A 21693-nucleotide genomic window follows, 5' to 3' on the forward strand; every position below is an offset into this window, starting at 1 on the left:
GGCTGAAAATACTCCCGCCGGAGGCCCGGCCCGGATGGGCCGGACCCCCAGGGGAGGAAGGCGGGCAAGGCTGCCGTGAAAGCTCAGATCGCCGAAGAATGCCGCGCCCGGCTGCCGTCATAGGCGTCGAAGGCACGGGCCACGAGGCGGGTCAGGGGGCGGGCCTCCTCGGGGATGAAAAGCCCCTCTGCCGTGACCTGCACCAACCCGTCGAAACGGGCGGCGACCTCCTGGAACATGGCCTGAAGCGCGGCGTCGGAGAGACCGAAGTCCTGCCGGATCTCGGCGCTGCGGATGCGGAAATCGCACATCACCGCCTCGATCAGCCGGGCGCGCAGGCGGTCCTCTCCGGCGAAGGCATGGCCCTTGGCGGTCGAGAAGTGCCCCTCGCGGATCGCCTGGGTATGGGCGCCGGTGGCCGGGGCGTTCTGGGTGAAACCCTGCGGGAAACGCGAGATCGACGAGGCGCCGATCCCGATCAGCGCCACGGCCTGGTCATCCGTGTAGCCCTGGAAATTGCGCTTCAGCCGCCCCTCGGTCTGGGCGCGGGCCAGGCCATCCTCGGGCAGGGCGAAATGGTCGATGCCGATCTCCGCATAGCCGTCCCAGAGGAAGAGCTTGCGGGCGGTGGCGAAGAGCTCGAGCCGCTCGGCGGGGGTTGGCAGCGCGTCCGAGGGCAGCATGCCCTGCCGCCGTGCCATCCAGGGCACATGGGCATAGCCGTAAAGCGCCACCCGGTCGGGCGAGAGCGAGAGCAGCTTCTGCACGCTCTCGGTGATCTTGCCTCGGGTCTGGTGCGGCAGGCCGAAGAGGATATCGGCATTCAGGCTTTCCACCCCATGGGCGCGGATCGCGGCAATCACGTCGCGGGTGACTTCGTAGCTCTGGTCACGGCCGATGCACTTCTGGATCTCGGGGTCGAAGTCCTGCACCCCGATCGAGGCGCGGTTCATGCCGGCGGCCTTCAGCATCGCCAGCCGCATCTCGTCGACCTCGTTGGGGTCGATCTCGACCGAGAACTCGGCCCCCTCGGCGAAGGGAAGGATCTCCGCGATTCGACCGGCCAGGGTCTCCATCATGTCGGGGGCCAGCAGGGTGGGCGTGCCCCCGCCCCAGTGCAGCCGCGACAGGCGGACACCCGCCGGCAGGCGCTGCGCCAGCATGTCGAGTTCCGCCAGCAATGTGTCCAGGTAGGCGCGCACCGGCGCCTCGCTCTGGGTGCCCTGGGTGCGGCAGGCGCAGAACCAGCAGAGCCTGCGGCAGAAGGGCACGTGCACATATAGCGAGATCCGCGCGCCTTCGGGCAGCGCCTCGATCCAGTTGCCATGAAGCTCCGAGCCGACGGCATCGGAGAAATGCGGGGCCGTCGGGTAACTGGTGTAGCGCGGTACTTTCGCGTCAAACAGTCCCAGGGCTTCAAGTTGCGTTTTGGTGACCATGGGACTAGGATTTATTCATAGTTTTCCCCTGCGCTTTGACGCAGATCAACCTGGCCGGACTTCATGCTTCAGGACACTCTCTCCTTCGCGACCCCGGACTGCAGCGGCTGTCCGATCCGCCACCGCGCCGTTTGCGCTCGCTGTGACGGGGATGAGCTCGCCCGGCTGGAGGAAATCAAGTATTACCGTAGCTTCGAGGCCGGTCAGACCGTGATCTGGTCCGGTGACCGGATGGACTTCGTGGGCTCTGTGGTCTCGGGGATCGCCACGCTGACCCAGACCATGGAAGACGGCCGCACCCAGATGGTGGGCCTGCTGCTGCCCAGCGATTTCGTCGGCCGTCCGGGTCGGGACGGGGCCGCCTATGACGTGGTGGCGACCTCTGACCTGGTGATGTGCTGCTTCCGCAAGAAGCCCTTCGAGCAGATGATGGAGACCACGCCCCATATCGCGCAGCGCCTGCTGCAGATGACCCTGGACGAGCTCGACGCCGCGCGCGAATGGATGCTGGTGCTGGGCCGCAAGACCGCGCGCGAAAAGATCGCCTCGCTCTTGGCGATCATCGGGCGGCGCAATGCCTCGATCCAATCGGTGAGCGTCGCCGACAGGGTGGTCTTCGATCTGCCGCTGACCCGCGAGGCCATGGCCGATTACCTGGGCCTGACGCTGGAAACGGTCAGCCGCCAGGTCTCGGCGCTGAAGAAGGATGGGGTGATCGAGCTGCAGGGCAAGCGCCATGTGACCGTGCCCGATTTCTCGCGCCTGCTGGAAGAGGCGGGCGACGACCAGGACGGCGGTCTGCTGGTCTAAACGGACCTCAGCCGCCGGGTGACATCGGTTTCTGCCCGCCGGGCGGCAGAGAGAAGAGCGCCCGCACCCAATCCAGGAACATCCCGTAGGGGCGCCCCAACAGGAACATGTAGGCCACGGCGCCGAGCGCGCCGAGCAGCAGTTCGCCTCCGCGCGCGCCGCTGGTCCAGATGATCGACACGTAGATCGGCACCTGGAACAGCAGCAGGGCCAGCGAGTCCCAGAGACCCTGAGAGACCCGCCCGTCGCCTGCAAAACGGGCCATCAGCCAGCTGCGCCAGATGCCGTAGGGCCGCGCCGTCAGCACCATCAGCGGCGCTCCGATCAACCGGGCCCGCAGGACCTCTTCCCAGGACATGCCGACGATGAACCGTTCGTTGAGTGCGCCCGCCAGCGTGAAGAAAAGGACCAGTGCCAGGGTGTCGGCGATGAATTCCCGCGTCGTGCTGCTGTTTGTGTTGGTCACCGCAGGCCCTTCCTGATCACACGCGAGACTCAAAACCGTAGCGCCCGCCGCTTGCAGAGCAAGGGCGGGCGTCGGGTTTCGGCCAGGGCGTGGCTCAGTGGGCCATGAAGATCGGCAGATCCGTATCTTCCAGCATGTGCCGCGTGGCCCCGCCCAGGATCGCTTCGCGGAAGCGCGAATGGCCATAGGCGCCCATGATGATCATGTCCGCGCCGATGTCGGTGGCGTGGCGGCGGATCACCTCGGAGACGCGGGGCAGGGTCTTCGAGATCACGTCGATCTCTGCGGTGACCCCGTGGCGGGCCAGCCAGGTGGCCAGCATGCCGCCCGGATCAGAGCGATTCGGGCCATGCACCGGCGGGTCGATGATGACCACATGGGCCGAGCCCGCCTTCTGCAACAGCGGCAGCGCCTTGCGCACGGCGGCCAGGGCCTCGGGCGTTTCGTTCCAGGCGATCATCGGGGCGGCGGGCGCCTGCGGGCTGCCGAGCGTTTCGGGCAGCACCATGACCGGCGTGCGGCCCTCGAAGAGCACCGATTCGATGATCGGCTCGTCCTCGACGCCCTTGCCCTCTCCATAGGGTTTGGGCAGCACCACGAGGTCCGAGAAACGGGCGCGCCAGGCCACGTGGCGGCCGAGATCGCCCATCTGGGCCACGTCGGTATCCACGGCGTAGCGGATGGGGGTGCCCTTCAGCGCGTCAGAGGCCTGAGCCTCGAGCGCGGCGGCTTCCTTGGTCGCGCGGCCGATGGCTTCCTGCATGATCACCGCGTTGGCGCCGGCGTAGTAGTACCCCATCTGGGTGCGATCCACGCCGAGACAGAGCACGTCGAGATGCGCATCGTGGGATTGAGCGAGAGCAGCCACCTGGTCGAGCTGGGCTTTCAGCCCTTCGCTGCGGGTCAGGATGGTGAAGATCGTCTTGTAGGCCATGGGAGCCTCCTGATCTGTATTTCAGATGAACCGTTACCCTACCGAGAGATAACTTGACCGGTCCCCGGTCGATAAGGTCACATTATCATGTGGGAAATCGCCGCACTTTGATCAGCATCAACCCATCACGAGTCCGCGATTGATACAGATCAAGGCATCCGACTCGCTCGCGCCGCATGAAGCGGGAAGTCGTTAACCCGATTTGGGCAGAGCGGGGCCATTCCCTCTGCTGGACTGAAAAAGGGACGCGTTATGGCAAATGCAATCAAGCTAGTCGTGCTGGGGCTGGTCGCGCTGTTCGCCGCGATCGCAGCCAATTACGCGCGCGATCTGGCGTATATGGTGAACGCACTGGTGATCATGCTGGTCGCCTCGGTGATGTTCGTCATCACGCTGCGCAAGGCAGATGAGGACCGGGTCCTCAGGGATCTGTCCGGAGAATACATGGACGATGTGGTCCGCTACGGGGTCATCGCCACCGCCTTCTGGGGCGTCGTGGGCTTTCTCGTGGGGGTCTTCATCGCCTTCCAGCTGGCCTTCCCGGTACTGAACTTTGAATGGTCCCAGGGCCTTCTGAACTTCGGCCGGCTTCGCCCGCTACACACCTCGGCGGTGATTTTCGCCTTCGGTGGCAACGCGCTGATCTGTACCTCGTTCTACGTGGTGCAACGGACCTCGGCGGCGCGCCTCTGGGGCGGCAACCTCGCCTGGTTCGTCTTCTGGGGCTACAACCTCTTCATCGTGCTGGCGGCACTCAGCTACGTTCTGGGCGGCAGCCAGTCGAAGGAATACGCCGAGCCCGAATGGTACGTCGACCTGTGGCTGACCATCGTCTGGGTGGCCTACCTGGCGGTCTTCCTGGGCACGATCATCAAGCGGAAAGAGCCCCACATCTACGTGGCCAACTGGTTCTTCCTGAGCTTCATCGTCACCGTCGCCATGCTGCACGTCGTGAACAACCTGGTGATCCCGGTGTCGATCTTCGGCTCGAAGTCGGTGCAGGTCTTCGCCGGTGTGCAGGATGCCATGACGCAGTGGTGGTACGGCCACAACGCCGTGGGCTTCTTCCTGACCGCAGGCTTCCTGGGCATGATGTACTACTTCATCCCCAAGCAGGCCGAGAAGCCGGTCTATTCCTACAAGCTGTCGATCATCCACTTCTGGGCGCTGATCTTCCTCTACATCTGGGCCGGTCCGCACCACCTGCACTACACCGCGCTGCCTGACTGGGCCTCGACCCTTGGCATGGTGTTCTCGGTGATCCTGTGGATGCCCAGCTGGGGCGGCATGATCAACGGTCTGATGACCCTCTCGGGCGCCTGGGACAAGCTGCGCACCGATCCGGTCATCCGCATGATGGTGATCGCCGTCGGCTTCTACGGCATGTCGACCTTCGAGGGCCCGATGATGTCCATCAAGGCCGTCAACTCGCTCAGCCACTATACCGACTGGACCATCGGTCACGTCCACTCCGGCGCGCTTGGCTGGAACGGGATGATCACCTTCGGTGCGCTCTACTTCCTGGTGCCGAAACTCTGGAACCGCGAGAAGCTTTACAGCCTCTCCATGGTCTCCTGGCACTTCTGGCTCGCCACCATCGGCATCGTTCTCTACGCCGCCTCGATGTGGGTCACGGGTATCATGGAAGGCCTGATGTGGCGTGAAGTGGATGCCAACGGCTTCCTGGTGAACAGCTTCGCCGACACCGTCTCTGCCAAGTTCCCGATGTACGTGGTGCGTGGCCTGGGTGGCGTGATGTATCTCGCCGGGGCGTTGATCATGTGCGCCAACCTCTGGCTGACCGTCCGCAAGGCGCCGGCCGTGGAAACCGCCAACGGCCTCGTGCCGGCGGAATGAGGAGCGGATAAATGGGTATTCTTGATAAACACAAGTTCCTCGAAAAGAACGCCACTCTGCTGCTGGCAGGCTCGTTCTTCGTCGTCACCATCGGCGGTATCGTCGAGATCGCACCGTTGTTCTACCTCGAGAACACCATCGAGGACGTGGAGGGCATGCGTCCCTACACGCCGCTCGAGCTCGCTGGTCGGGACATCTACATCCGCGAGGGCTGCTACGTCTGCCATTCGCAGATGATCCGCCCGATGCGCGACGAGGTGGAGCGCTATGGCCACTACTCGCTGGCGGCCGAGTCGAAATACGACCGGCCGTTCCAGTGGGGCTCGAAGCGGACCGGGCCTGACCTGGCCCGCGTCGGCGGCCGCTACTCGGACGAATGGCATGTCGATCACCTGACCAACCCGCAGTCCGTGGTGCCGGAATCGGTGATGCCGAAGTATGGCTTCCTCACGGACCGGATGATCGAGGGCGAGTACATCAGCGACGAGATGGGCACCCATGCCCTGCTCGGCGTGCCCTACACGGCAGAGATGGTCGAGAACGGTCAGGCCGACTTCCTGGCCCAGGCCAATCCCGACAGCGACTACGACGGGCTGCTGGAGCGCTATGGCGAAGACAGCGTCAGCGTGCGCAACTTCGATGGCGAGCCCGGTGTCTCCGAGATGGATGCGCTGGTCGCCTACCTGCAGATGCTGGGCACGCTGGTCGATTTCTCGACCTTCTACCCCGATGACAGCCGCTGAGGAGGGAGCCATGGACACCTATTCCCTTCTGCGTGAATTCGCGGACAGCTGGATGCTTCTCGTGCTGTTCCTGTTCTTCGGTGCTGTGGTGCTCTGGGTCTTCCGGCCCGGCGCCCGCCGCACCTACCAGGAGACCGCCGGCATCCCCTTCCGTCACGAAGACCGTCCCGCCGCTGCGAGCGCATCGGTGGAAGCTCAGGCAGGAAAGGACCTTGCAAAATGAGCGATGACCTCAAGGACAAGCACGGTACGACCGGCCACAGCTGGGACGGTATCGAGGAACTGAACACGCCGCTGCCGCGCTGGTGGCTCTACACCTTCTACATCTGCATCGTCTGGGGGATCATCTACACGATCCTCTATCCCGCATGGCCGCTGGTGAACCGTGCAACCGGGGGCATCCTGGGCTATTCCAGCCGTGCCGAACTGGCCGAGCAGGTTGCCGAGGTCGAGAACGCCAACGCAGGTATCAACCAGCGCCTGGCCGAAGCAGAGCTGACCCAGATCAGCGCCGATCCCGAGCTGAACCAATTCGCGGTTTCCGCCGGGGCCTCGGTGTTCCAGACCTGGTGCGCGCAGTGCCACGGCTCCGGTGCCGCCGGTGCCAAGGGCTATCCGAACCTGCTGGACGATGACTGGCTCTGGGGCGGTTCGATCGAGGATATCCACTACACGGTCAGCCACGGCATCCGGAACGAGGAAGACTTCGACGCCCGTTACAGCCAGATGCCGGCCTTCGGTGCCGACGAGCTGCTGGAAGACGAGCAGATCGACGCGGTGGTGAACTACGTCATGTCGCTCTCGGGCACGCCGCAGGACCCGGCGCTGGTCGAGGAAGGCGCCGTGGTCTTTGAAGAGAACTGCGCCGCCTGCCACGGCGAGCAGGCCCTTGGCGACCGCGAGCAGGGCGCTCCGAACCTGGCCGATGCCATCTGGCTCTATGGCGGGGACTATGCCGCCATCCGCGAGACGGTCGAGAATGCCCGCTTCGGTGTCATGCCCGCCTGGGCCAACCGCCTGAGCGAAGCGCAGATCCGTGCCGTTGCGAGCTACGTGCACCAGCTGGGCGGCGGTGAGTAACCGCCCCTGACAAGATCGGCCGGGGGCGCTCTGTCCCCGGCCCCTCCCAACCCCGCCAGATCGCGGGGTCGGCGCTGGCCGCTTCGTCCTGTTCGCGCGTTTCCTGAAACGGCCGGCGCCCTTTTTCTCCTCCTCCCCCGCTTCACGGGGCAGCCCGCCGCGGATCACTCCGCGGCGGGCTTTGCTTGTCGGGACGGTGGGATCTCTCCCACCCTATGCCTGCCTCTGGGTGTCGCGCCTCACTCCAGCAAGCCGTCGGGTCCGCGCGACCAGCGCCGAGGGTTCAGCCATCCCAGCCGCGCCCGGCGCGGGCCGGGGGCTTTCAGGGGCTGGTGCGGCCGGGCCTCGTGGCGCTGATGGGGATCGGCGCGACGGATACGCTCGTCCAGCACGTCAAGCGGGCGGTAGAGGATCGGGTCCATCACGCTTGCTCCCGGTCAGGGCGGCCCGCGGCGCGCGCGCCATGCAGGGCGGCGGCGTTGAGCCGGGGCAGGGCCTCTTCGCCCTGGGCGGCGGAGGCACTGATCGGGCGACGGGTGGCAGTCATGTAGGTTTTTGCGAATATCTGAAGCATGGGGCTTACTCCTCAACTGGTGTCTGACCCTTGTTTTAAGGCCCATGACCCAAAGCACCTATTCAGGAATGCTGCTAAGCTGTAAGGTGTGCTTACATGATAGACTGGCGCTCCCTTCCCCCGCTTACCGCGTTGCGTGCCCTTGCCGCGCTGTCCGAGACCGGCTCGACCGTGGCGGCGGGCGCCCGGCTGAGCGTCAGCCACGCCGCGGTCAGCCAGCAGGTGAAGGCGCTGGAAGAGCACCTGGGCCTGGCCCTGGTCAGCCGTGGCGGCAAGGCGCTGGAACTGACCGAAGAGGGCCGCCAGCTGGCCCAGGCGGTGCTGGCCGGAGTGGCGGGCATCGAGGAGGTCGTGCGTCAGCTGCGCGGCGAAGAGGCCAGCCGCCCGGTGCTGGTCACCTGCACCCCGACCCTGGCCAGCTACTTCCTGATGCCGCGCCTGGCAGAATACCAGCAGGCCCACCCCGAGGTTTCGCTGATGATCGACCCGACGCCGCAGCTGCGCGACCTCGGCCCCGGCGGAGCCGACATCGCCCTGCGCTACGGCAATGGCACCTGGCCGGGGCTCGAGGCGCATCTGCTGGTGCGCAGCCCGGTCAGCGTGCTGGCCTCGCCCGAACTGATCCCCTGGGAGATCAACCCCACCCCCGCCGAGCTCGCCGATTACCCCTGGTTCCAGGAACTGGGCACCAACGAGGCCAGCGATTTCCTGGAATGGCAGGGGGCGCGGCTGAACCCGACCCGCGGCGTGACGTCGCTGCCGGGCAACCTGATGATCGAGGCGCTGCGCTCGGGGCGCGGTGTGGGGCCCATGGCCAGGGCCTTTGCCGAGCCCGACCTGGAGGCCGGGCGACTCAGGCTTCTGCATGAAGACACAAGAAAAAAAGGCTATTATCTGGTGACTCGGCGAGACGGGCTGCGCCCGGCTGCGCGGGATTTCGCTCGTTGGGTGCGGCGCCAGGCGCGGCAATCCTGGGGGGAAGCTGAATAGGTAAGCTCAAAATGTCGCATTTGATGCAAGTCAATGTTCCGAAAGCCTGCGGCTGCGAGAAGACTGCCACGACATGACCGAAGGAATCCCCACGTGTCCGCCTCAGATACCGAAGATCCCAAGCTCTACGCTCCCAGGGAGCCCATCTTTCCCCGCAGAGTGAAAGGCCGGTTCAGGAACCTGAAATGGGTCATCATGATCGTGACCCTCGGCATCTACTACGTCACCCCCTGGCTGCGCTGGGACCGTGGCCCCAACCTGCCCGACCAGGCGGTGCTGATCGACCTGGCCAACCGGCGCTTCTTCTTCTTCTGGATCGAGATCTGGCCGCATGAGTTCTACTTCATCGCCGGCCTGCTGGTGATGGCGGGGCTGGGGCTTTTCCTGTTCACTTCGGCCCTGGGCCGGGTCTGGTGCGGCTATGCCTGCCCGCAGACCGTCTGGACCGATCTCTTCATCCTGGTCGAACGCTGGATCGAGGGCGATCGCAACGCGCGCCTGCGCCTGCACCGGCAGAAGAAATGGGACCTGCGCAAGCTGCGGCTGCGGGTGACCAAGTGGGTGGCCTGGTTCTTCATCGGGCTGGCCACGGGTGGTGCCTGGGTCTTCTACTTCGCCGATGCACCCAGCCTGCTGCGCGACCTGGTGACGCTCTCGGCGCATCCGGTGGCCTATACCACCATGCTGATCCTGACCTTCACCACCTTCCTCTTCGGTGGCTTCGCGCGCGAGCAGATCTGCATCTACGCCTGCCCCTGGCCGCGCATCCAGGCCGCCATGATGGACGAGGACACGATCACCGTCGCCTATCGCGACTGGCGCGGCGAGCCGCGCGGCAAGCACCGCAAGGCCGAGGGTGCGGACAAGCTTGGGGATTGCATCGACTGCAACGCCTGCGTCAACGTCTGCCCCATGGGGATCGACATCCGCGATGGCCAGCAGATGGCCTGCATCACCTGTGCGCTCTGCATCGACGCCTGCGATGACGTGATGGACAAGGTTGGCAAGCCGCGCGGGCTGATCGATTACATGGCCCTGACCGACGAGGTGAACGAACGCGCCGGCAAGGCGCCCCGCAAGATCTGGAAGCATGTCTTCCGTCCGCGCACGATTCTCTACACTGCGCTCTGGGCGGCTGTCGGCATCGGGCTGGTGGTGGCGCTCTTCATCCGCTCCGATATCGACATCACCGTCGCCCCGGTCCGCAACCCGACCTACATCACCCTCTCGGACGGCACGATTCGCAACGTCTACGACGTGCGCCTGCGCAACAAGCATGGCGAAGCGCGCGAGTTCCGCGTCTCGGCCACCGATGCCACGGCCCTTGAGGTCCAGGTCGAGGGCAGCGAGGATGCCCTGGTCGAAGTGGCCCCCGATGCCACCCACCTGGCACGGGTCTATGTCACCGCCCCCGCGGGCTCTGCCCCGGCAAGCACCGACCGGACGGAGTTCACGCTCTGGGTCGAGGACCTGGAAAACGGCGACCGCGCCAGCGAGGGCACGGTCTTCAACGGAAAGGCAGACTGATGAGCGAAACGGCGGATACGGGCTTTCGGCTGAAGGGCTGGCATGTGCTGGCCGGCTTCGTGGGCTTCTTCGGAGTGGTCATCTCGGTCAATGTCTACATGGCCTCCCAGGCCATCGGCACCTTCCCCGGCCTGGAAGTCGACAACACCTATGTCTTCAGCCAGGAGTTCAACGAGCGCGTGGCGGACCAGGAGCGCCTGGGCTGGGTGGTCGAGGCCGAGGACCGCGACGGCTGGATCACCCTGACCGTCACCGACCCCGCCGGCCAGCCGGTGCGCCCGCAGGAAATCCACGCCGTGGTCGGTCGCCCGACCGATTCCACCGACGACCTGGTGCCCCAGCTGGCCTGGAACGGCACCGGCTTCGAGGCCCCGCTGGCGCTGACCGAGGGCAAGTGGATCGTCCGCTTCTCGGCCATTGCCGAGGACGGCACCGAGTTCCTGCAGCGGCTCGACCTGCACGTAGTGCGCTGAGGGTGAAATGGCGGATCTGAGCGTCTCTCCGACTGTGGAACGCGGCGGTTTCGCCGCCTGTCCCGCCTGCGCCGTCACCCCGGCGGCAGAGGAGCTGGCGGCGCGCGCCGCGCAGCTCGAGGGCGCCAGCCTGTCGCTTTCCCTGCCCGGCATCCATTGCGCGGCCTGTATCGACACGGTCGAGCGGGCCCTCGTCGCGGCGCCGGGCGTGCGCGAGGCGCGGGTGAACCTGACCCTGAAGCGGGCGCAGGTGAAAGCCGATCCCGAGGTCACCGCCGAAGACCTGGTGCGGGTGGTCGAGGGGGTGGGCTACGAGGCCCATGAGCTCGACCCCGGCACCATCGCCGCCACCGCCACCGACCGCGCGGGCCGCGCCCTGCTGATGCGTCTCGCAGTGGCGGGCTTTGCCAGCATGAACGTCATGCTGCTCTCGGTCTCGGTCTGGTCGGGCGCCGAGGATGCCACCCGCGATCTCTTCCACTGGATCAGCGCCGCGATCACCCTGCCGGCCATCGCCTTCTGCGCCCAGCCCTTCTTCGCCAATGCCGCGGCCGCCCTGCGCGTGCGCCGTCTCAACATGGATGTGCCGATCGCCCTGGCCATCACGCTGGCGCTGGTCACCTCTCTCTGGGAGACCTCGCTTTCGGGCGAACACGCCTATTTCGACGCCGCCCTCACGCTGACCTTCTTCCTGTTGGCGGGCCGCTACCTGGACCACCGCACCCGCTCCGCCGCGCGCTCCGCCGCCGAGGAACTGGCCGCGCTGGAGGTGCCCCGTGCCATCGCCCTGCGCGACGGTGCCGAGGTGCAGCTGCCCATAGCCGAGCTGCGCATCGGGGACCTCGTTCTGGTCCGGCCCGGTGGCCGCATGCCGGTCGACGGCGAGATCGCCGAGGGGACCTCGGAGCTCGACCGCTCGCTGCTGACCGGCGAGACGCGCCCGGTCCCGGCCCGTCCGGGGCAGGCGGTCAGCGCCGGAGAGGTCAACCTGACCGGCCCCCTGACCCTGCGCGCCACGGCCATCGGCCGCGATACCTCGCTGGCGCGCATGGCCGACCTGGTGGCCATCGCCGAAAGCGGCCGTTCGCGCTACACCTCGCTGGCCGACCGCGCGGCCAGGCTCTATGCGCCGGGGGTCCATATCCTCTCGGCGCTCTCGTTCCTGGGCTGGTATCTCTGGAGCGGCGACCTGCGCGTGGCGCTCAATATCGCCGCCGCCGTGCTGATCATCACCTGCCCCTGTGCCCTCGGCCTGGCCGTGCCCGCCGTGACCACCGCCGCCTCGGGGCGGCTTTTCCGCAAGGGGATGCTGGTCAAGCACGAGACCGCGCTCGAGCGGCTCTCGGAGGTCGATACGGTGGTCTTCGACAAGACCGGCACCTTGACGTCCGGCAAGCCGCGGGTGGTCAATCTCGACGTGCTGGCCCCCGAGGCGCGGGGCATCGCGCTGGCACTGGCTGCCGGGTCCTCGCATCCGCTGTCCCAGGCCCTGGCCGCGGCGCTGGCGGAGGAGACCCCCGCCCCCCTGACCGATCTGCGCGAGGTGCCGGGCTATGGCACCGAGGCCTTCCTGGCCGGGCAGCGCGTCCGTCTTGGCCGCGCCGAATGGCTGGGCGCCAGCAGCGGGCAAGAGACCGCCACCTGGCTGCAGACCCCCGCCGGGCTGACCGAGATCCGCTTTGCGGACAGCCTGCGCCCCGGCGCGCAGGAGGCCGTCTCGCAGTTGCTGGCGCAGGGCAAGAAGGTGGCGCTCATCTCGGGCGATACCGAGGGCGCGGTCGCTGCGCTGGCCGCAAGGCTGGGCATCACCGACTGGCAGGCCGGCGCGCTGCCCGGCGAAAAGGCCGCCCGTGTCGCGGCGCTGCAGGACGGGGGCGCAAAGGTGCTGATGGTCGGGGACGGGCTGAACGACACCGCCGCGCTGACCACCGCACATGTGTCCATTTCGCCGGCCTCGGCGCTGGATGCTGCGCGGGTTGCTTCCGATATCGTGCTGTTGGGAGGCGAGCTGTCGCCCATTCCGGGGGCGCTCGAAACTGCCTCTCGCGCGACTCGGCGCATTCGTGAGAACTTCCGCATAGCGACGTTTTACAACGTGATCGCGGTGCCGCTGGCCGTGGCAGGGCTCTGTTCGCCCCTGATCGCGGCGCTGGCCATGTCGACCAGCTCGATCACCGTATCGCTCAACGCCCTGCGGCTGCGCTGACAGCCGGGGACCGGGGCAGGGGCATCAGGGCCGCAATCGGCCCGAAAGGGGACAAGGCAATGGATATACTGGTCTGGCTTATCCCGATCTCGCTGTTTCTTGGCGGGCTGGGGCTGGTGGCCTTCATCTGGACCGTGCGCAGCGACCAATACGAGGACCCCGACGGGTCGTCGCAGCGCATTCTCTCCGATCAATGGGACGACCACCCGAAACCCTGAAAAGCGAAGGGCCCCGGAAGGGGCCCCAATCGTGGATCTCTGATCTGAATTGCCGTGCCGGTGGCCAAGCCCCGGCGCGGCAATGTCGTGTCAGGCGCCGGGACCCACCATGAAGCAGGTCATGTTGCGCGCATTCAGCCGCTGGCAGGTGCGGTCCGCCGCGTCGCGGGTCAGCCCGGCGAAATTGGCGTCGAACCCGGTGGGCGAGCGGACGACCTTACGGTCGGCCCCCTCCAGCGTCTCGATTTCCGACAGGGCCGTGGTCAGCAGCACGCGTTCCGCGGCACCCTCGCTGGGATAGCGGCCCACGTTCACCGCCCAGTTCGGATCACCGCTGGAGGCGGAGCGGGTCACCAGCTGCGGCTCCGGCGCTGCCGGGCGCGCCGCCGCGACAGGGGTGTCCTGGGCGCGTTGCTGCATCAGTGTCTTGGGCCGGGCCATGGGCGAGACCGGGTTGATCACCGGACCCGCGGGCGCGGCGGGGGCCTCTGCGATGACCTCTTCCGTCGGGCTCAGCGCATCGCTGCGCTGGCCGGTGGTGGCAAAGGCCAGGGCCTCGGCGGCGGCGGCATCGAGGCTGGTGCTCTCCTGCGCGCCGGCTTCCGCCAGCAGCATCTCCTGCGAGGGCAGCGCGGCGGGGGCGGCGGGACGCGCCTTGGGGCGCAGCGAGCGCCGCGGCGCGCCGTTCACCCGGACAGTCTTGCCTGCCATCAGCAGCGGATCGCTGGGGGCGTAGTTGGGCTTGCCGGGCGCACGGGTCGTGGCCGAGGCCGGCGCACGCGAGAACCCGAGATCGAGCAGCTCGGCCATCTTGGCATTGCGCCATGCGGTGGAGCGGCCGCCGAAGACGGTGGCGATGATGTGCTTGTTGCCGCGATGTGCCGAGGCGGTCAGGTTGAAGCCCGCCGCACGGGTATAGCCGGTCTTGATCCCGTCGGCGCCGCTATAGGCGCCCAGGAACTTGCGGTTGGTATTGTAGAGCGTCCGCCCCTCGACGTTCGCGGTCACCTTCGAGAAGAGATGGAAGTACTCGGGGTAGTCGAAATAGAGGTGCCGGCCCAGGGTGGTCATGTCGCGCGCGGTGGACATGTGCCCCTCGCGGGTCAGGCCATGGGCGTTGCGGAAGGTGGTACGGGTCATGCCAAGCGCCTTGGCGGTGCGGTTCATCCGCCGCGCAAAGGCCGCCTCCGAGCCTTCGATGGCTTCGCCGATCGCCGTGGCCGCGTCATTGGCGGACTTCACCGCCGCGGCCCGGATCAGGTAGCGCAGCTTGATCCGCTGCCCTTCGCGCAGGCCCAGCTTCGAGGGCTCCTCCTGCGACGCATTGCGCGAGACACGCACCATCGTATCCAGCGAGATTTCGCCGTTCTCCACCGCCTCGAAGGCGATGTAGAGCGTCATCATCTTGGTCAGGGAGGCCGGATGCAGCCGCGTATCGGCATTGCGCGACCGCAATACCTCGCCGGTGCGAGCGTCGACCACCATCTCGGCGTAGGGCGCCGCATGGACCTGTGTCGAGAAGCCTCCCGACCCCATCAGGATCAGGATAAGCATCGAAAATCTCAGGAAAAGCCCGGTAAGAGCCGGCCTCATGCTCCGCCCTGCCACGTCATTCACCATCTGCCTCGTTGCCGCCGGTTTTCCGGTCGGCCCATTTTTCGCCCCGTTGGCCGGGACAGTCGTCTTCTGCAAGTGATATCATAGGGCGCATAGTGAACAAAGCGACCATTTCTGGGCGAAACGCAGGGGGCTGTGTACAGCTTCAAGATGTAGTTATCCACAGATGTGGTCCTACCAGAAGTGCGATTGCACCCGCCGCGATGCGAAAAGCAAAGGCGCTCTTGTAATTGTGCAAATGCGAAGGTTTTTCAGTTGGATGCAGGCCGCAGCTAAGGTGCGCAGGCGGAAAAGCCTGCGCATTCCGCCGTCAGCCGATCCTTGCCACCAGCTCGGGGAGCTCGCCCAGATCGGGCAGGGCATGGAAGCGCGGCTCGGCCTCGGGCGCCTCGGCATGTTCCAGCGCCCAGGTCTGGCCATGGGGGATGTGGACCCCATGAGCACCGGCGGCAATCGCCGGCAGAACGTCGGATTTCATCGAGTTGCCCACCATCAGCGCCTGCGTGGCCCCCCCGCCATGGGCGGCGAAGATCCGGGCGTAGATATCGGAGGTCTTGTCCGAGACGATCTCGATCCCGTCGAAGAGATCGCCCAGGCCGGATTGCGCCAGCTTGCGCTCCTGGTCCAGCAGGTCGCCCTTGGTGATCAGCACCACCAGGTGATCCTCGGAAAGCTGCTCTACCGCCTCACGGGCATGGGGCAGAAGCTCGATCGGATGCTGAAGCATTTCCTGCCCGGCGGCGATGAGCTGAGAGATCACCTCGCCGGGGACCCGCTTGTCGGTGACCTCGAGCGCGGTCTCGATCATCGACAGAACGAAGCCCTTGATGCCGAATCCATAGTGACCGAGGTTGCGCCGTTCGGCGGCCAGAAGCCGCTCTGCCAGGTGGTCGGGATCGGCATGCTCGGCCAGCAGCTCTGCGAATCGCTCCTGGGTGAGCTGGAAGAACCGCTCGTTGTGCCAGAGGGTATCGTCCGCATCGAAACCGATTGTTGTGATTTTTCGAGTCATTTTGTCCACGTACTCCCGGCCTGGGCCTTCCCTGAGGCCCGACTGACGTTATATAGAGCAGCCTGACCCCGAAACCTCAAACTTGACCGCTGGCAGCCTCCTCGACGCGCAGTTCTCGCGGTCAGGGTCTGCAAGACCCAGACAGCAAACCGGCGGAAGCGACGACCGACGTGACAATGAGAGATGTGACGATGACCCTGAAAGCCGGGCAGCATGCCCTGTTGCTGAAGGACCCGATGGTGGTTCGCGCCGACGTGCTGCGGATGGCGGGCAAGGATGATGAAGGCGGTGACGATGGCGATCTCTCGGTGGTGCTCGACACCAAGCCGAAGACGAAACGCCCGCCGCTCTACAAGGTTCTGCTGCTGAACGACGACTACACGCCGATGGAATTCGTCGTCCTGGTGCTTGAGCGCTTCTTCGGCCTGAACCATGCCCAGGCCTTCGAGATCATGCTGACGGTCCACAAGAAGGGCGTCGCCGTGGTCGGCGTCTTCAGCCACGAGATCGCCGAGACCAAGGTGGCCCAGGTGATGGATTTCGCCCGCAAGCACCAGCACCCGCTGCAATGCACCATGGAAAAGGAATAGGGCCCCATGCTGGGAACCCGTCTGAAGCTCGCCCTCGATGGCGGGCTGAGCCTGCCCGAGAGCGGGACAATCGCCGTTTTCGAACCGCCCGTCGATGCCGATCTCTCGGCCCTGCCGAAAGAGCGGGTCGAGGTGATCTCGCGCTTCTATCCCGATCACCAGGTCTTCAAGGCCCGCGGCTACAAGGTAAGTACCGCTCCCTCGGTGGGCTATGCCGCCGCGGTCGTCTGCCTGCCCCGCTCAAAGCCGCTGGGGCGGCTGCTGGTCGCCTGGGGGCGTCACCTGCTTGCGGACAAGGGGCCGGTGATCGTCGACGGGCAGAAGGAAGACGGTGTCGATTCGATGCTGAAGGCCTGCCGTGAGCGGGTCCTGATCGATGCGCCGGTCAACAAGGCCCATGGCAAGCTCTTCGTGATCGAGGATGGCGACTTCGTCGACTGGTGGGTGGACCCTGGAAAGACTGCCGATGGCTGGGAAACCCAGCCGGGCGTCTTCTCGGCCGATGGGGTCGACCGGGCCTCGGCGCTGCTGGCGGCAGAGCTTTCGTCCCTCAAGGGCCACGGCGCGGACCTGGGCGCGGGCTGGGGCTACCTGTCGGCCATGGCGCTGAAGCAGAACGAGGGCATCAAGGCGCTGCACCTGGTCGAGGCCGACTATCCCGCCCTGGACAGCGCAGAGCAGAACATCGACGACGAGCGCGCGCAGTTCCACTGGAACAACGCGCTGACCTGGCGTCCGGACCGGATGCTGGACTTCGTGATCATGAATCCGCCCTTCCACCAGGGCCGCAAGCAGGACCCGGAGCTGGGCCGCGCCTTCATCCGCGCAGCGGCGGGCATGCTGGCCCCGCGAGGCATCCTGCTGATGGTGGCCAATGCGCATCTCGGATACGAGAACGTCCTGGACGAAAACTTCGGCGAAGTCAGCCGGATCGGCGGCGATCGCAGCTTCAAGCTGTTCCGCGCCGAGCGCCCCTCTCGCCAAAGCCCGCGTACCGGGCTAGGGTCCGGGACGGGACGTCAGGGGAGATAGCGATGAGTTTTTCGATTGCGGGCAAGACCGCCATCGTGACCGGAGCCGCGCATGGAATCGGTCTGGCCATCGGCAGGCTCTTTGCCGACAAGGGCGCCAATGTCATGTTTGCCGACATGGATGAAGACCGCCTGCGCGAAGAACTGGGCGAAGCGGTGGAAGAGGGCAATATCCGCTACTTCGCCGGCGACCTGCGCGAAAAGCTGACCATCGCCAACCTGCTCTCGGCCACCATCGACGCTTTCGACCAGGTGGATATCCTGGTCAATGCCTCGCGCCAGGTGCTGGTCTCGGACCCGCTGAACCCCGATGACGATGCCATGGAGACCATGCTGCAGCAGAACCTGCTGACGGCGCTGCGGGTCAGCCAGACGGTGGCCAAGCGGATGATCAAGCAGGCCGAAGAGCCCGAAGGGCCGCGCGGCGGCGCCATCGTCAATCTCTCGTCCATTGCCGCGCGCCGCACCCACCCCGACCTCATGGGCTTCTCGGTGGCAACGGCGGCGCTGGACCAAATGACCCGCTCGATGGCCGTGGCCCTGGCGCCGCATGGCATCCGCGTGAACGCCCTGGCCTTCGGCTCGGTCATGTCCTCGTCGCTGAAGGAGACCCTGCGCGACAATTCCGATTTCCGCGAGGATATCGAGGACCACACCCCGCTGTCGCGCATCGCGCCCCCCAGCGAACTGGCCGAGGCGGTGCAGTACCTGGCCTGCGATGCCTCGTCCTTCATGACCGGCCAGATCGTCACCGTCGACGGTGGCCGCACCCTGCTGGACCCGGTCGCCGCGCCTGCGCACTGACCCTCGGGCAGCAATCCCCTTTCCTCATCCGATGGCCAAAACTACTGCCGCCGGAGGCATGGCCCCGCAGGGGCCAACCCCTTGCGGACCTGGCCGTTCGGCGCTCCTGCGGAGCACCGAGCCTCCGGCGGCAGTATTTGTGGCCGTCGGATAGATGGAAGGGGGCGCCCTCTTCTGCCTGCGCGTCGGGGCTGCTAGGGAGGGGGCAAGCAGTGACAAGGAGCGCTTCATGGCAGAGATGACGGACGAGAAGGCGCGGGCCAGCGCGTGGTTCCGCGAGCTGCGGGACCAGATCGTCGCGGCTTTCGAGGGGCTCGAGGATGCTCAGGTCGAGGGGCCGCTGTCGGATCAGCCCGCGGGCCGGTTCGAGGTGACGCCGACGAAACGCACCAGCGAGGATGGCAGCGACGCCGGTGGCGGGCTGATGTCGGTGATGCGCGGCGGGCGGGTCTTCGAGAAGGTCGGCGTGAACATCTCGACCGTCTTCGGCACCCTGGGCGAACGGGCGCAGGTTTCGATGGCGGCACGCAAGGGTCTGCCCGGCATGGCCGAGGATCCGCGTTTCTGGGCCTCGGGCATCAGCCTGGTGGCGCATATGCAGAACCCCCATGCGCCGGCGGTCCACATGAACACCCGCATGTTCTGGACCCCGCATGGCTGGTGGCTGGGCGGTGGCTCTGACCTGAATCCCTGCATCGAATATGCCGAGGACACCGCGCATTTCCATGCCGTGCAGAAAGAGCATTGCGACCGCCACGACGCGGGTCATTACCCCCGCTTCAAGGCCTGGGCGGACGAGTATTTCTACATCCCGCACCGCAAGCGCGCCCGTGGTGTCGGCGGCATCTTCCTGGACGATTACAACACCGGCGACTGGGAGACGGACTTCGCCTTCATCCAGGACGTGGGCCGGGCCTTCCTGCCCGCCTTCCTGCCGCTGGCCGACAAGCGCCGCGCCCAGCCCTGGGATGACGCGGACAAGGATGCGCAGCTGGTGCATCGCGGCCTCTATGCCGAATACAACCTGGTCTATGACCGGGGCACGAAATTCGGCCTGGAAACCGGCCATGATGCCAATGCCGTGTTGATGTCCCTGCCACCACTGGCAAAGTGGGTCTGAGCAAAGCAGCCTCGGAGGCGGGATGGCGTATCTGAAGACGACCTGGGCAGTGCTGGTGGGGATTTTCCTCCAGATCGGCGAGATCAACATGGCCCTGGTCGCCGCCGGGGTGGCCTTCTACGCCATGCTGGCGCTCTTTCCCGGTATCGCCGCGCTGATCGCGCTCTGGGGGATCATCTCGGACCCGTCGGTGGTGATGGAGCAGCTCAAGCTGACCCGCAACATCATGCCGGACGAGGTCTATACGCTGGTCGCCGCGCAGGTCTACAAGATCTCGGCCTCCTCGGGCTCGACCCTTGGCTGGGCGGGGGTGGCCTCTCTCGCGGTGGCGATCTGGTCGTCGCGCTCGGGCGTGGCGGCGATGATCCTGGGGCTGAACACCATTCACGGGCAAGAGAACCGCGGCTCGCTGCGCCACTACCTGATCGCGCTCCTGCTGACCGTGGCGCTTCTGGGGGTGGGGCTGGTGGCGCTGGCTTCGGTGGTGGTGCTGCCCATCGTGCTGACCTTCATCCCGCTGGGCCCCGTGGCCTCTATCGCCGTCGAGGCGCTGCGCCTGATCTGCGCCGTCGTCGCCGTCATGGTCGGCCTGTCGCTGCTCTACCGCTTCGGGCCGAACAACCGCGGAGAGCGCATGTCCTGGGCCACCCCCGGCGCGCTGCTCAGCGTGGTGCTGTGGATGGGGGCCTCTTACGGGCTGTCGCTCTATTTCACCAATTTCGCCAATTACAACGAGGTCTATGGCTCGCTCGGGGCGGCCATGGCGCTGCTCTTCTGGCTCTATGTCTCGGCCTTCGTGGTGCTGCTCGGAGCCTCGCTGAACGTGCAGCTCGACCGGGCGCGGGCGCAGGCCGCGGGCAGCCCGGACCCGGCGCCGCAGCGGGGCAAGGCGGATACCGTGCTGACCGGGAAAGAGGCCGATGGCGGCGCGGTGGATGCGCCGCAGGAGGATCAGCTGGTCGAGGAAGGCCCGATCCACACCTCGGCCGAGCTGCCCGAGGATACCCCCGCGCCGCCCGAGCATGACCCGCGTCAGGTCAAGGTCTGACGGCGCAGAAGGTCAGGCGCCTGCGCGCACCGTGTCGATCATCAGCTGCACATTCTCGGGGTCGGCATCCGGCGTGATCCCGTGCCCGAGGTTGAAGATATGCGGGCCCTTCGAGAAGGCCTTCACGATCTCTCGGGTTTCGGCCACCAGGGCGTCGCCGCCGGTCACCATGTGCTTCGAGGCCAAGTTGCCCTGCACGCAGCCGTCGATCTGCACATTGGCCGCGGCCCATTCGGGGCTGACGGAATTGTCGAGCGCGACGCAATCGGCGCCGGTGGCCTTGGCAAAGCCCACGTATTTCTCGCCCGCCTCGCGGGGGAAGGCGATGACCGGGATGCCCGGATGGCGCGCCTTGAGTTCCGCGATGATGCGGCGGGCCGGTTCCAGCGCGTAACGGTCGAAGTCCTCGCCCGAGAGCGATCCCGCCCAGCTGTCGAAGAGCTTCACCACTTCGGCGCCGGCCTCGATCTGCTTCGACAGGTATTCGATGGTGCCAAGGGTCAGCCGCTCCAGCAGGGCCTCGAAGAGGGGGCGGTTCTCGGCGATCAGCGCATGGGCAGGGCCCTGGTCGGGGGTGCCGCGTCCGGCGATCATGTAGGTGGCCACGGTCCAGGGCGCGCCGGCGAAACCGATCAGCGTGGTCTCGGCGGGCAGCTCACGCGAGAGGATCTTCACCGTCTCGTAGATCGGAGACAGGACCTCGTGCACATCCGAGGCGGGCTTCAGCACGTCGAAGTCGGCCTGGGTGGTCACGGTCGAGAGGCGCGGGCCCTCGCCGGTCACGAACCACAGATCGGCCCCCAGGGCCTGGGGCAGCAGCAGGATGTCGGCAAAGAGGATTGCCGCATCGAAGCCATAGCGGCGGATCGGCTGCAGGGTGACCTCGGCGGCCAGCTCGGGGTTGTAGCACAGGGACAGGAAGTCTCCGGCCTGGGCGCGGGTGGCGCGATATTCCGGCAGGTAGCGGCCCGCCTGGCGCATCATCCAGATCGGCGGCGTGGGCAGCGTTTCGCCTTTCAGCGCGCGCAGGATCGTCTTGTCGGCCATGTCGTCCCTCTCTGGTTGTCGTGTCTCTGGTCGCGTCCCGAGGGCCTGATGTCAAGCGTGGGGCCTGCGACACCTCGGCCCGCCTGCCAATGCTTGCCAGCCCGCGC

At 66.4% G+C, this 21693-nt stretch carries 23 protein-coding genes; 15 read left to right on the forward strand and 8 right to left on the reverse strand.

Going from position 1 to position 21693, the window contains the following annotated elements:
* Positions 1–83: 83 nt before the first annotated feature.
* On the reverse strand, positions 84–1439 hold the full coding sequence (hemN, locus tag CRO50_RS04305) for an oxygen-independent coproporphyrinogen III oxidase (protein ID WP_097144612.1): 1356 nt from the start codon (positions 1437–1439) through the stop codon (positions 84–86).
* Between the two features lie 63 nt (positions 1440–1502).
* On the opposite strand from hemN, the gene fnrL reads away from it, so the two are divergent.
* The gene (fnrL, locus tag CRO50_RS04310) at positions 1503–2249 is read left to right on the forward strand and encodes a transcriptional regulator FnrL (protein WP_097144613.1); all 747 of its coding nucleotides are present in this window, start codon (positions 1503–1505) and stop codon (positions 2247–2249) included.
* A gap of 7 nt (positions 2250–2256) precedes the next feature.
* Here fnrL and alaE read toward each other — a convergent pair whose 3' ends face one another.
* Together alaE and CRO50_RS04320 are read right to left on the reverse strand one after the other, a co-directional pair.
* Positions 2257–2715 (reverse strand): L-alanine exporter AlaE, encoded by a 459-nt coding sequence (alaE, locus tag CRO50_RS04315; protein WP_232617696.1) that lies wholly within the window; start codon positions 2713–2715, stop codon positions 2257–2259.
* A gap of 94 nt (positions 2716–2809) precedes the next feature.
* Positions 2810–3649, reverse strand: a complete 840-nt coding sequence (locus CRO50_RS04320; RefSeq protein WP_097144615.1) for a universal stress protein — start codon at positions 3647–3649, stop codon at positions 2810–2812.
* Between the two features lie 252 nt (positions 3650–3901).
* Here CRO50_RS04320 and ccoN point away from each other — a divergent pair, with 252 nt between their 5' ends.
* The 4 genes from ccoN to ccoP are packed head-to-tail and all read left to right on the forward strand — an operon-like array spanning position 3902 to position 7329.
* Complete coding sequence (ccoN, locus tag CRO50_RS04325) at positions 3902–5506, forward strand: cytochrome-c oxidase, cbb3-type subunit I (RefSeq protein WP_097144616.1); 1605 nt, start codon at positions 3902–3904, stop codon at positions 5504–5506.
* An 11-nt stretch (positions 5507–5517) separates the two neighbouring features.
* Positions 5518–6249, forward strand: coding sequence for a cytochrome-c oxidase, cbb3-type subunit II (gene ccoO / locus CRO50_RS04330; protein WP_097144617.1), 732 nt, complete (start codon positions 5518–5520; stop codon positions 6247–6249).
* 10 nt (positions 6250–6259) lie between these two features.
* Positions 6260–6472 carry a cbb3-type cytochrome c oxidase subunit 3 gene (locus CRO50_RS04335; RefSeq protein ID WP_097144618.1) on the forward strand — a complete coding sequence of 71 codons (213 nt, stop codon included), beginning with the start codon at positions 6260–6262 and terminating at the stop codon, positions 6470–6472.
* Positions 6469–7329 carry a cytochrome-c oxidase, cbb3-type subunit III gene (gene ccoP / locus CRO50_RS04340; RefSeq protein WP_097144619.1) on the forward strand — a complete coding sequence of 287 codons (861 nt, stop codon included), beginning with the start codon at positions 6469–6471 and terminating at the stop codon, positions 7327–7329. Before CRO50_RS04335 ends, ccoP begins: the two co-directional genes overlap by 4 nt.
* Before the next feature lie 239 nt (positions 7330–7568).
* On the opposite strand, the gene CRO50_RS04345 is transcribed toward ccoP, so the two are convergent.
* The gene (locus CRO50_RS04345) at positions 7569–7751 is read right to left on the reverse strand and encodes a hypothetical protein (protein ID WP_097144620.1); all 183 of its coding nucleotides are present in this window, start codon (positions 7749–7751) and stop codon (positions 7569–7571) included.
* The gene (locus CRO50_RS20065) at positions 7751–7903 is read right to left on the reverse strand and encodes a hypothetical protein (protein WP_157791706.1); all 153 of its coding nucleotides are present in this window, start codon (positions 7901–7903) and stop codon (positions 7751–7753) included. The genes CRO50_RS04345 and CRO50_RS20065 overlap by 1 nt, the downstream gene beginning before the upstream one ends.
* A gap of 96 nt (positions 7904–7999) precedes the next feature.
* Between CRO50_RS20065 and CRO50_RS04350 the strand changes: the two genes are divergently transcribed.
* The 5 genes from CRO50_RS04350 (at position 8000) to ccoS (ending at position 13317) form a co-directional block, all read left to right on the forward strand.
* Positions 8000–8893, forward strand: a complete 894-nt coding sequence (locus CRO50_RS04350) for a LysR family transcriptional regulator (RefSeq protein ID WP_097144621.1) — start codon at positions 8000–8002, stop codon at positions 8891–8893.
* Positions 8894–8986: 93 nt separating this feature from the next.
* Positions 8987–10420 (forward strand): cytochrome c oxidase accessory protein CcoG, encoded by a 1434-nt coding sequence (gene ccoG, locus CRO50_RS04355; RefSeq protein ID WP_097144622.1) that lies wholly within the window; start codon positions 8987–8989, stop codon positions 10418–10420.
* Positions 10420–10893, forward strand: coding sequence for a FixH family protein (locus tag CRO50_RS04360; RefSeq protein ID WP_097144623.1), 474 nt, complete (start codon positions 10420–10422; stop codon positions 10891–10893). The genes ccoG and CRO50_RS04360 overlap by 1 nt, the downstream gene beginning before the upstream one ends.
* 7 nt (positions 10894–10900) lie before the next feature.
* Entirely contained in the window at positions 10901–13099 is a 2199-nt protein-coding gene (locus CRO50_RS04365) for a heavy metal translocating P-type ATPase (RefSeq protein ID WP_097144624.1), read from the forward strand.
* 59 nt (positions 13100–13158) lie between these two features.
* Positions 13159–13317, forward strand: coding sequence for a cbb3-type cytochrome oxidase assembly protein CcoS (gene ccoS / locus CRO50_RS04370; protein WP_097144625.1), 159 nt, complete (start codon positions 13159–13161; stop codon positions 13315–13317).
* A gap of 90 nt (positions 13318–13407) precedes the next feature.
* Here ccoS and CRO50_RS04375 read toward each other — a convergent pair whose 3' ends face one another.
* Both CRO50_RS04375 and CRO50_RS04380 read right to left on the reverse strand, forming a co-directional pair.
* On the reverse strand, positions 13408–14871 hold the full coding sequence (locus CRO50_RS04375) for a D-alanyl-D-alanine carboxypeptidase family protein (protein ID WP_232617695.1): 1464 nt from the start codon (positions 14869–14871) through the stop codon (positions 13408–13410).
* A gap of 373 nt (positions 14872–15244) precedes the next feature.
* Complete coding sequence (locus CRO50_RS04380) at positions 15245–15946, reverse strand: HAD family hydrolase (RefSeq protein WP_097144627.1); 702 nt, start codon at positions 15944–15946, stop codon at positions 15245–15247.
* 263 nt (positions 15947–16209) lie between these two features.
* Here CRO50_RS04380 and clpS point away from each other — a divergent pair, with 263 nt between their 5' ends.
* The 5 genes from clpS to CRO50_RS04405 all read left to right on the forward strand — a co-directional run bounded on the left by clpS (position 16210) and on the right by CRO50_RS04405 (position 20539).
* Positions 16210–16536: an ATP-dependent Clp protease adapter ClpS gene (clpS, locus tag CRO50_RS04385; protein ID WP_179747203.1), complete on the forward strand. Its 327-nt coding sequence runs from the start codon at positions 16210–16212 to the stop codon at positions 16534–16536.
* A gap of 6 nt (positions 16537–16542) precedes the next feature.
* Positions 16543–17568 carry a class I SAM-dependent methyltransferase gene (locus CRO50_RS04390; protein WP_097144628.1) on the forward strand — a complete coding sequence of 342 codons (1026 nt, stop codon included), beginning with the start codon at positions 16543–16545 and terminating at the stop codon, positions 17566–17568.
* A gap of 2 nt (positions 17569–17570) precedes the next feature.
* Positions 17571–18371, forward strand: coding sequence for an SDR family NAD(P)-dependent oxidoreductase (locus CRO50_RS04395; protein ID WP_097144629.1), 801 nt, complete (start codon positions 17571–17573; stop codon positions 18369–18371).
* A 229-nt stretch (positions 18372–18600) separates the two neighbouring features.
* Complete coding sequence (gene hemF / locus CRO50_RS04400; protein ID WP_097144630.1) at positions 18601–19491, forward strand: oxygen-dependent coproporphyrinogen oxidase; 891 nt, start codon at positions 18601–18603, stop codon at positions 19489–19491.
* Positions 19492–19513: 22 nt separating this feature from the next.
* Positions 19514–20539 carry a YihY/virulence factor BrkB family protein gene (locus CRO50_RS04405; RefSeq protein WP_097144631.1) on the forward strand — a complete coding sequence of 342 codons (1026 nt, stop codon included), beginning with the start codon at positions 19514–19516 and terminating at the stop codon, positions 20537–20539.
* Between the two features lie 12 nt (positions 20540–20551).
* Here CRO50_RS04405 and hemE read toward each other — a convergent pair whose 3' ends face one another.
* Positions 20552–21586 carry a uroporphyrinogen decarboxylase gene (hemE, locus tag CRO50_RS04410; protein WP_097144632.1) on the reverse strand — a complete coding sequence of 345 codons (1035 nt, stop codon included), beginning with the start codon at positions 21584–21586 and terminating at the stop codon, positions 20552–20554.
* Positions 21587–21693 lie beyond the last annotated feature (107 nt).

This window comes from Pseudooceanicola antarcticus, assembly GCF_900215355.1.
GTDB lineage: Bacteria > Pseudomonadota > Alphaproteobacteria > Rhodobacterales > Rhodobacteraceae > Pseudooceanicola > Pseudooceanicola antarcticus.

Excerpts from the sequence above, each read along its gene's own strand:
- fnrL (WP_097144613.1), top strand. The coding sequence starts at position 1,503 with ATGCTTCAGGACACTCTCTCCTTCGCGACCCCGGACTGCAGCGGCTGT.
- clpS (WP_179747203.1), top strand. The coding sequence starts at position 16,210 with ATGGCGGGCAAGGATGATGAAGGCGGTGACGATGGCGATCTCTCGGTG.
- CRO50_RS04335 (WP_097144618.1), top strand. The coding sequence starts at position 6,260 with ATGGACACCTATTCCCTTCTGCGTGAATTCGCGGACAGCTGGATGCTT.
- CRO50_RS04320 (WP_097144615.1), bottom strand. The coding sequence starts at position 3,649 with ATGGCCTACAAGACGATCTTCACCATCCTGACCCGCAGCGAAGGGCTG.
- CRO50_RS04395 (WP_097144629.1), top strand. The coding sequence starts at position 17,571 with ATGAGTTTTTCGATTGCGGGCAAGACCGCCATCGTGACCGGAGCCGCG.
- hemN (WP_097144612.1), bottom strand. The coding sequence starts at position 1,439 with ATGGTCACCAAAACGCAACTTGAAGCCCTGGGACTGTTTGACGCGAAA.
- CRO50_RS04350 (WP_097144621.1), top strand. The coding sequence starts at position 8,000 with ATGATAGACTGGCGCTCCCTTCCCCCGCTTACCGCGTTGCGTGCCCTT.
- ccoS (WP_097144625.1), top strand. The coding sequence starts at position 13,159 with ATGGATATACTGGTCTGGCTTATCCCGATCTCGCTGTTTCTTGGCGGG.
- CRO50_RS04405 (WP_097144631.1), top strand. The coding sequence starts at position 19,514 with ATGGCGTATCTGAAGACGACCTGGGCAGTGCTGGTGGGGATTTTCCTC.
- CRO50_RS04345 (WP_097144620.1), bottom strand. The coding sequence starts at position 7,751 with ATGGACCCGATCCTCTACCGCCCGCTTGACGTGCTGGACGAGCGTATC.
- ccoP (WP_097144619.1), top strand. The coding sequence starts at position 6,469 with ATGAGCGATGACCTCAAGGACAAGCACGGTACGACCGGCCACAGCTGG.
- CRO50_RS04380 (WP_097144627.1), bottom strand. The coding sequence starts at position 15,946 with ATGACTCGAAAAATCACAACAATCGGTTTCGATGCGGACGATACCCTC.
- CRO50_RS04360 (WP_097144623.1), top strand. The coding sequence starts at position 10,420 with ATGAGCGAAACGGCGGATACGGGCTTTCGGCTGAAGGGCTGGCATGTG.
- ccoN (WP_097144616.1), top strand. The coding sequence starts at position 3,902 with ATGGCAAATGCAATCAAGCTAGTCGTGCTGGGGCTGGTCGCGCTGTTC.
- CRO50_RS04365 (WP_097144624.1), top strand. The coding sequence starts at position 10,901 with ATGGCGGATCTGAGCGTCTCTCCGACTGTGGAACGCGGCGGTTTCGCC.
- hemE (WP_097144632.1), bottom strand. The coding sequence starts at position 21,586 with ATGGCCGACAAGACGATCCTGCGCGCGCTGAAAGGCGAAACGCTGCCC.
- CRO50_RS20065 (WP_157791706.1), bottom strand. The coding sequence starts at position 7,903 with ATGCTTCAGATATTCGCAAAAACCTACATGACTGCCACCCGTCGCCCG.
- hemF (WP_097144630.1), top strand. The coding sequence starts at position 18,601 with ATGGCAGAGATGACGGACGAGAAGGCGCGGGCCAGCGCGTGGTTCCGC.
- CRO50_RS04390 (WP_097144628.1), top strand. The coding sequence starts at position 16,543 with ATGCTGGGAACCCGTCTGAAGCTCGCCCTCGATGGCGGGCTGAGCCTG.
- CRO50_RS04375 (WP_232617695.1), bottom strand. The coding sequence starts at position 14,871 with ATGCTTATCCTGATCCTGATGGGGTCGGGAGGCTTCTCGACACAGGTC.
- ccoO (WP_097144617.1), top strand. The coding sequence starts at position 5,518 with ATGGGTATTCTTGATAAACACAAGTTCCTCGAAAAGAACGCCACTCTG.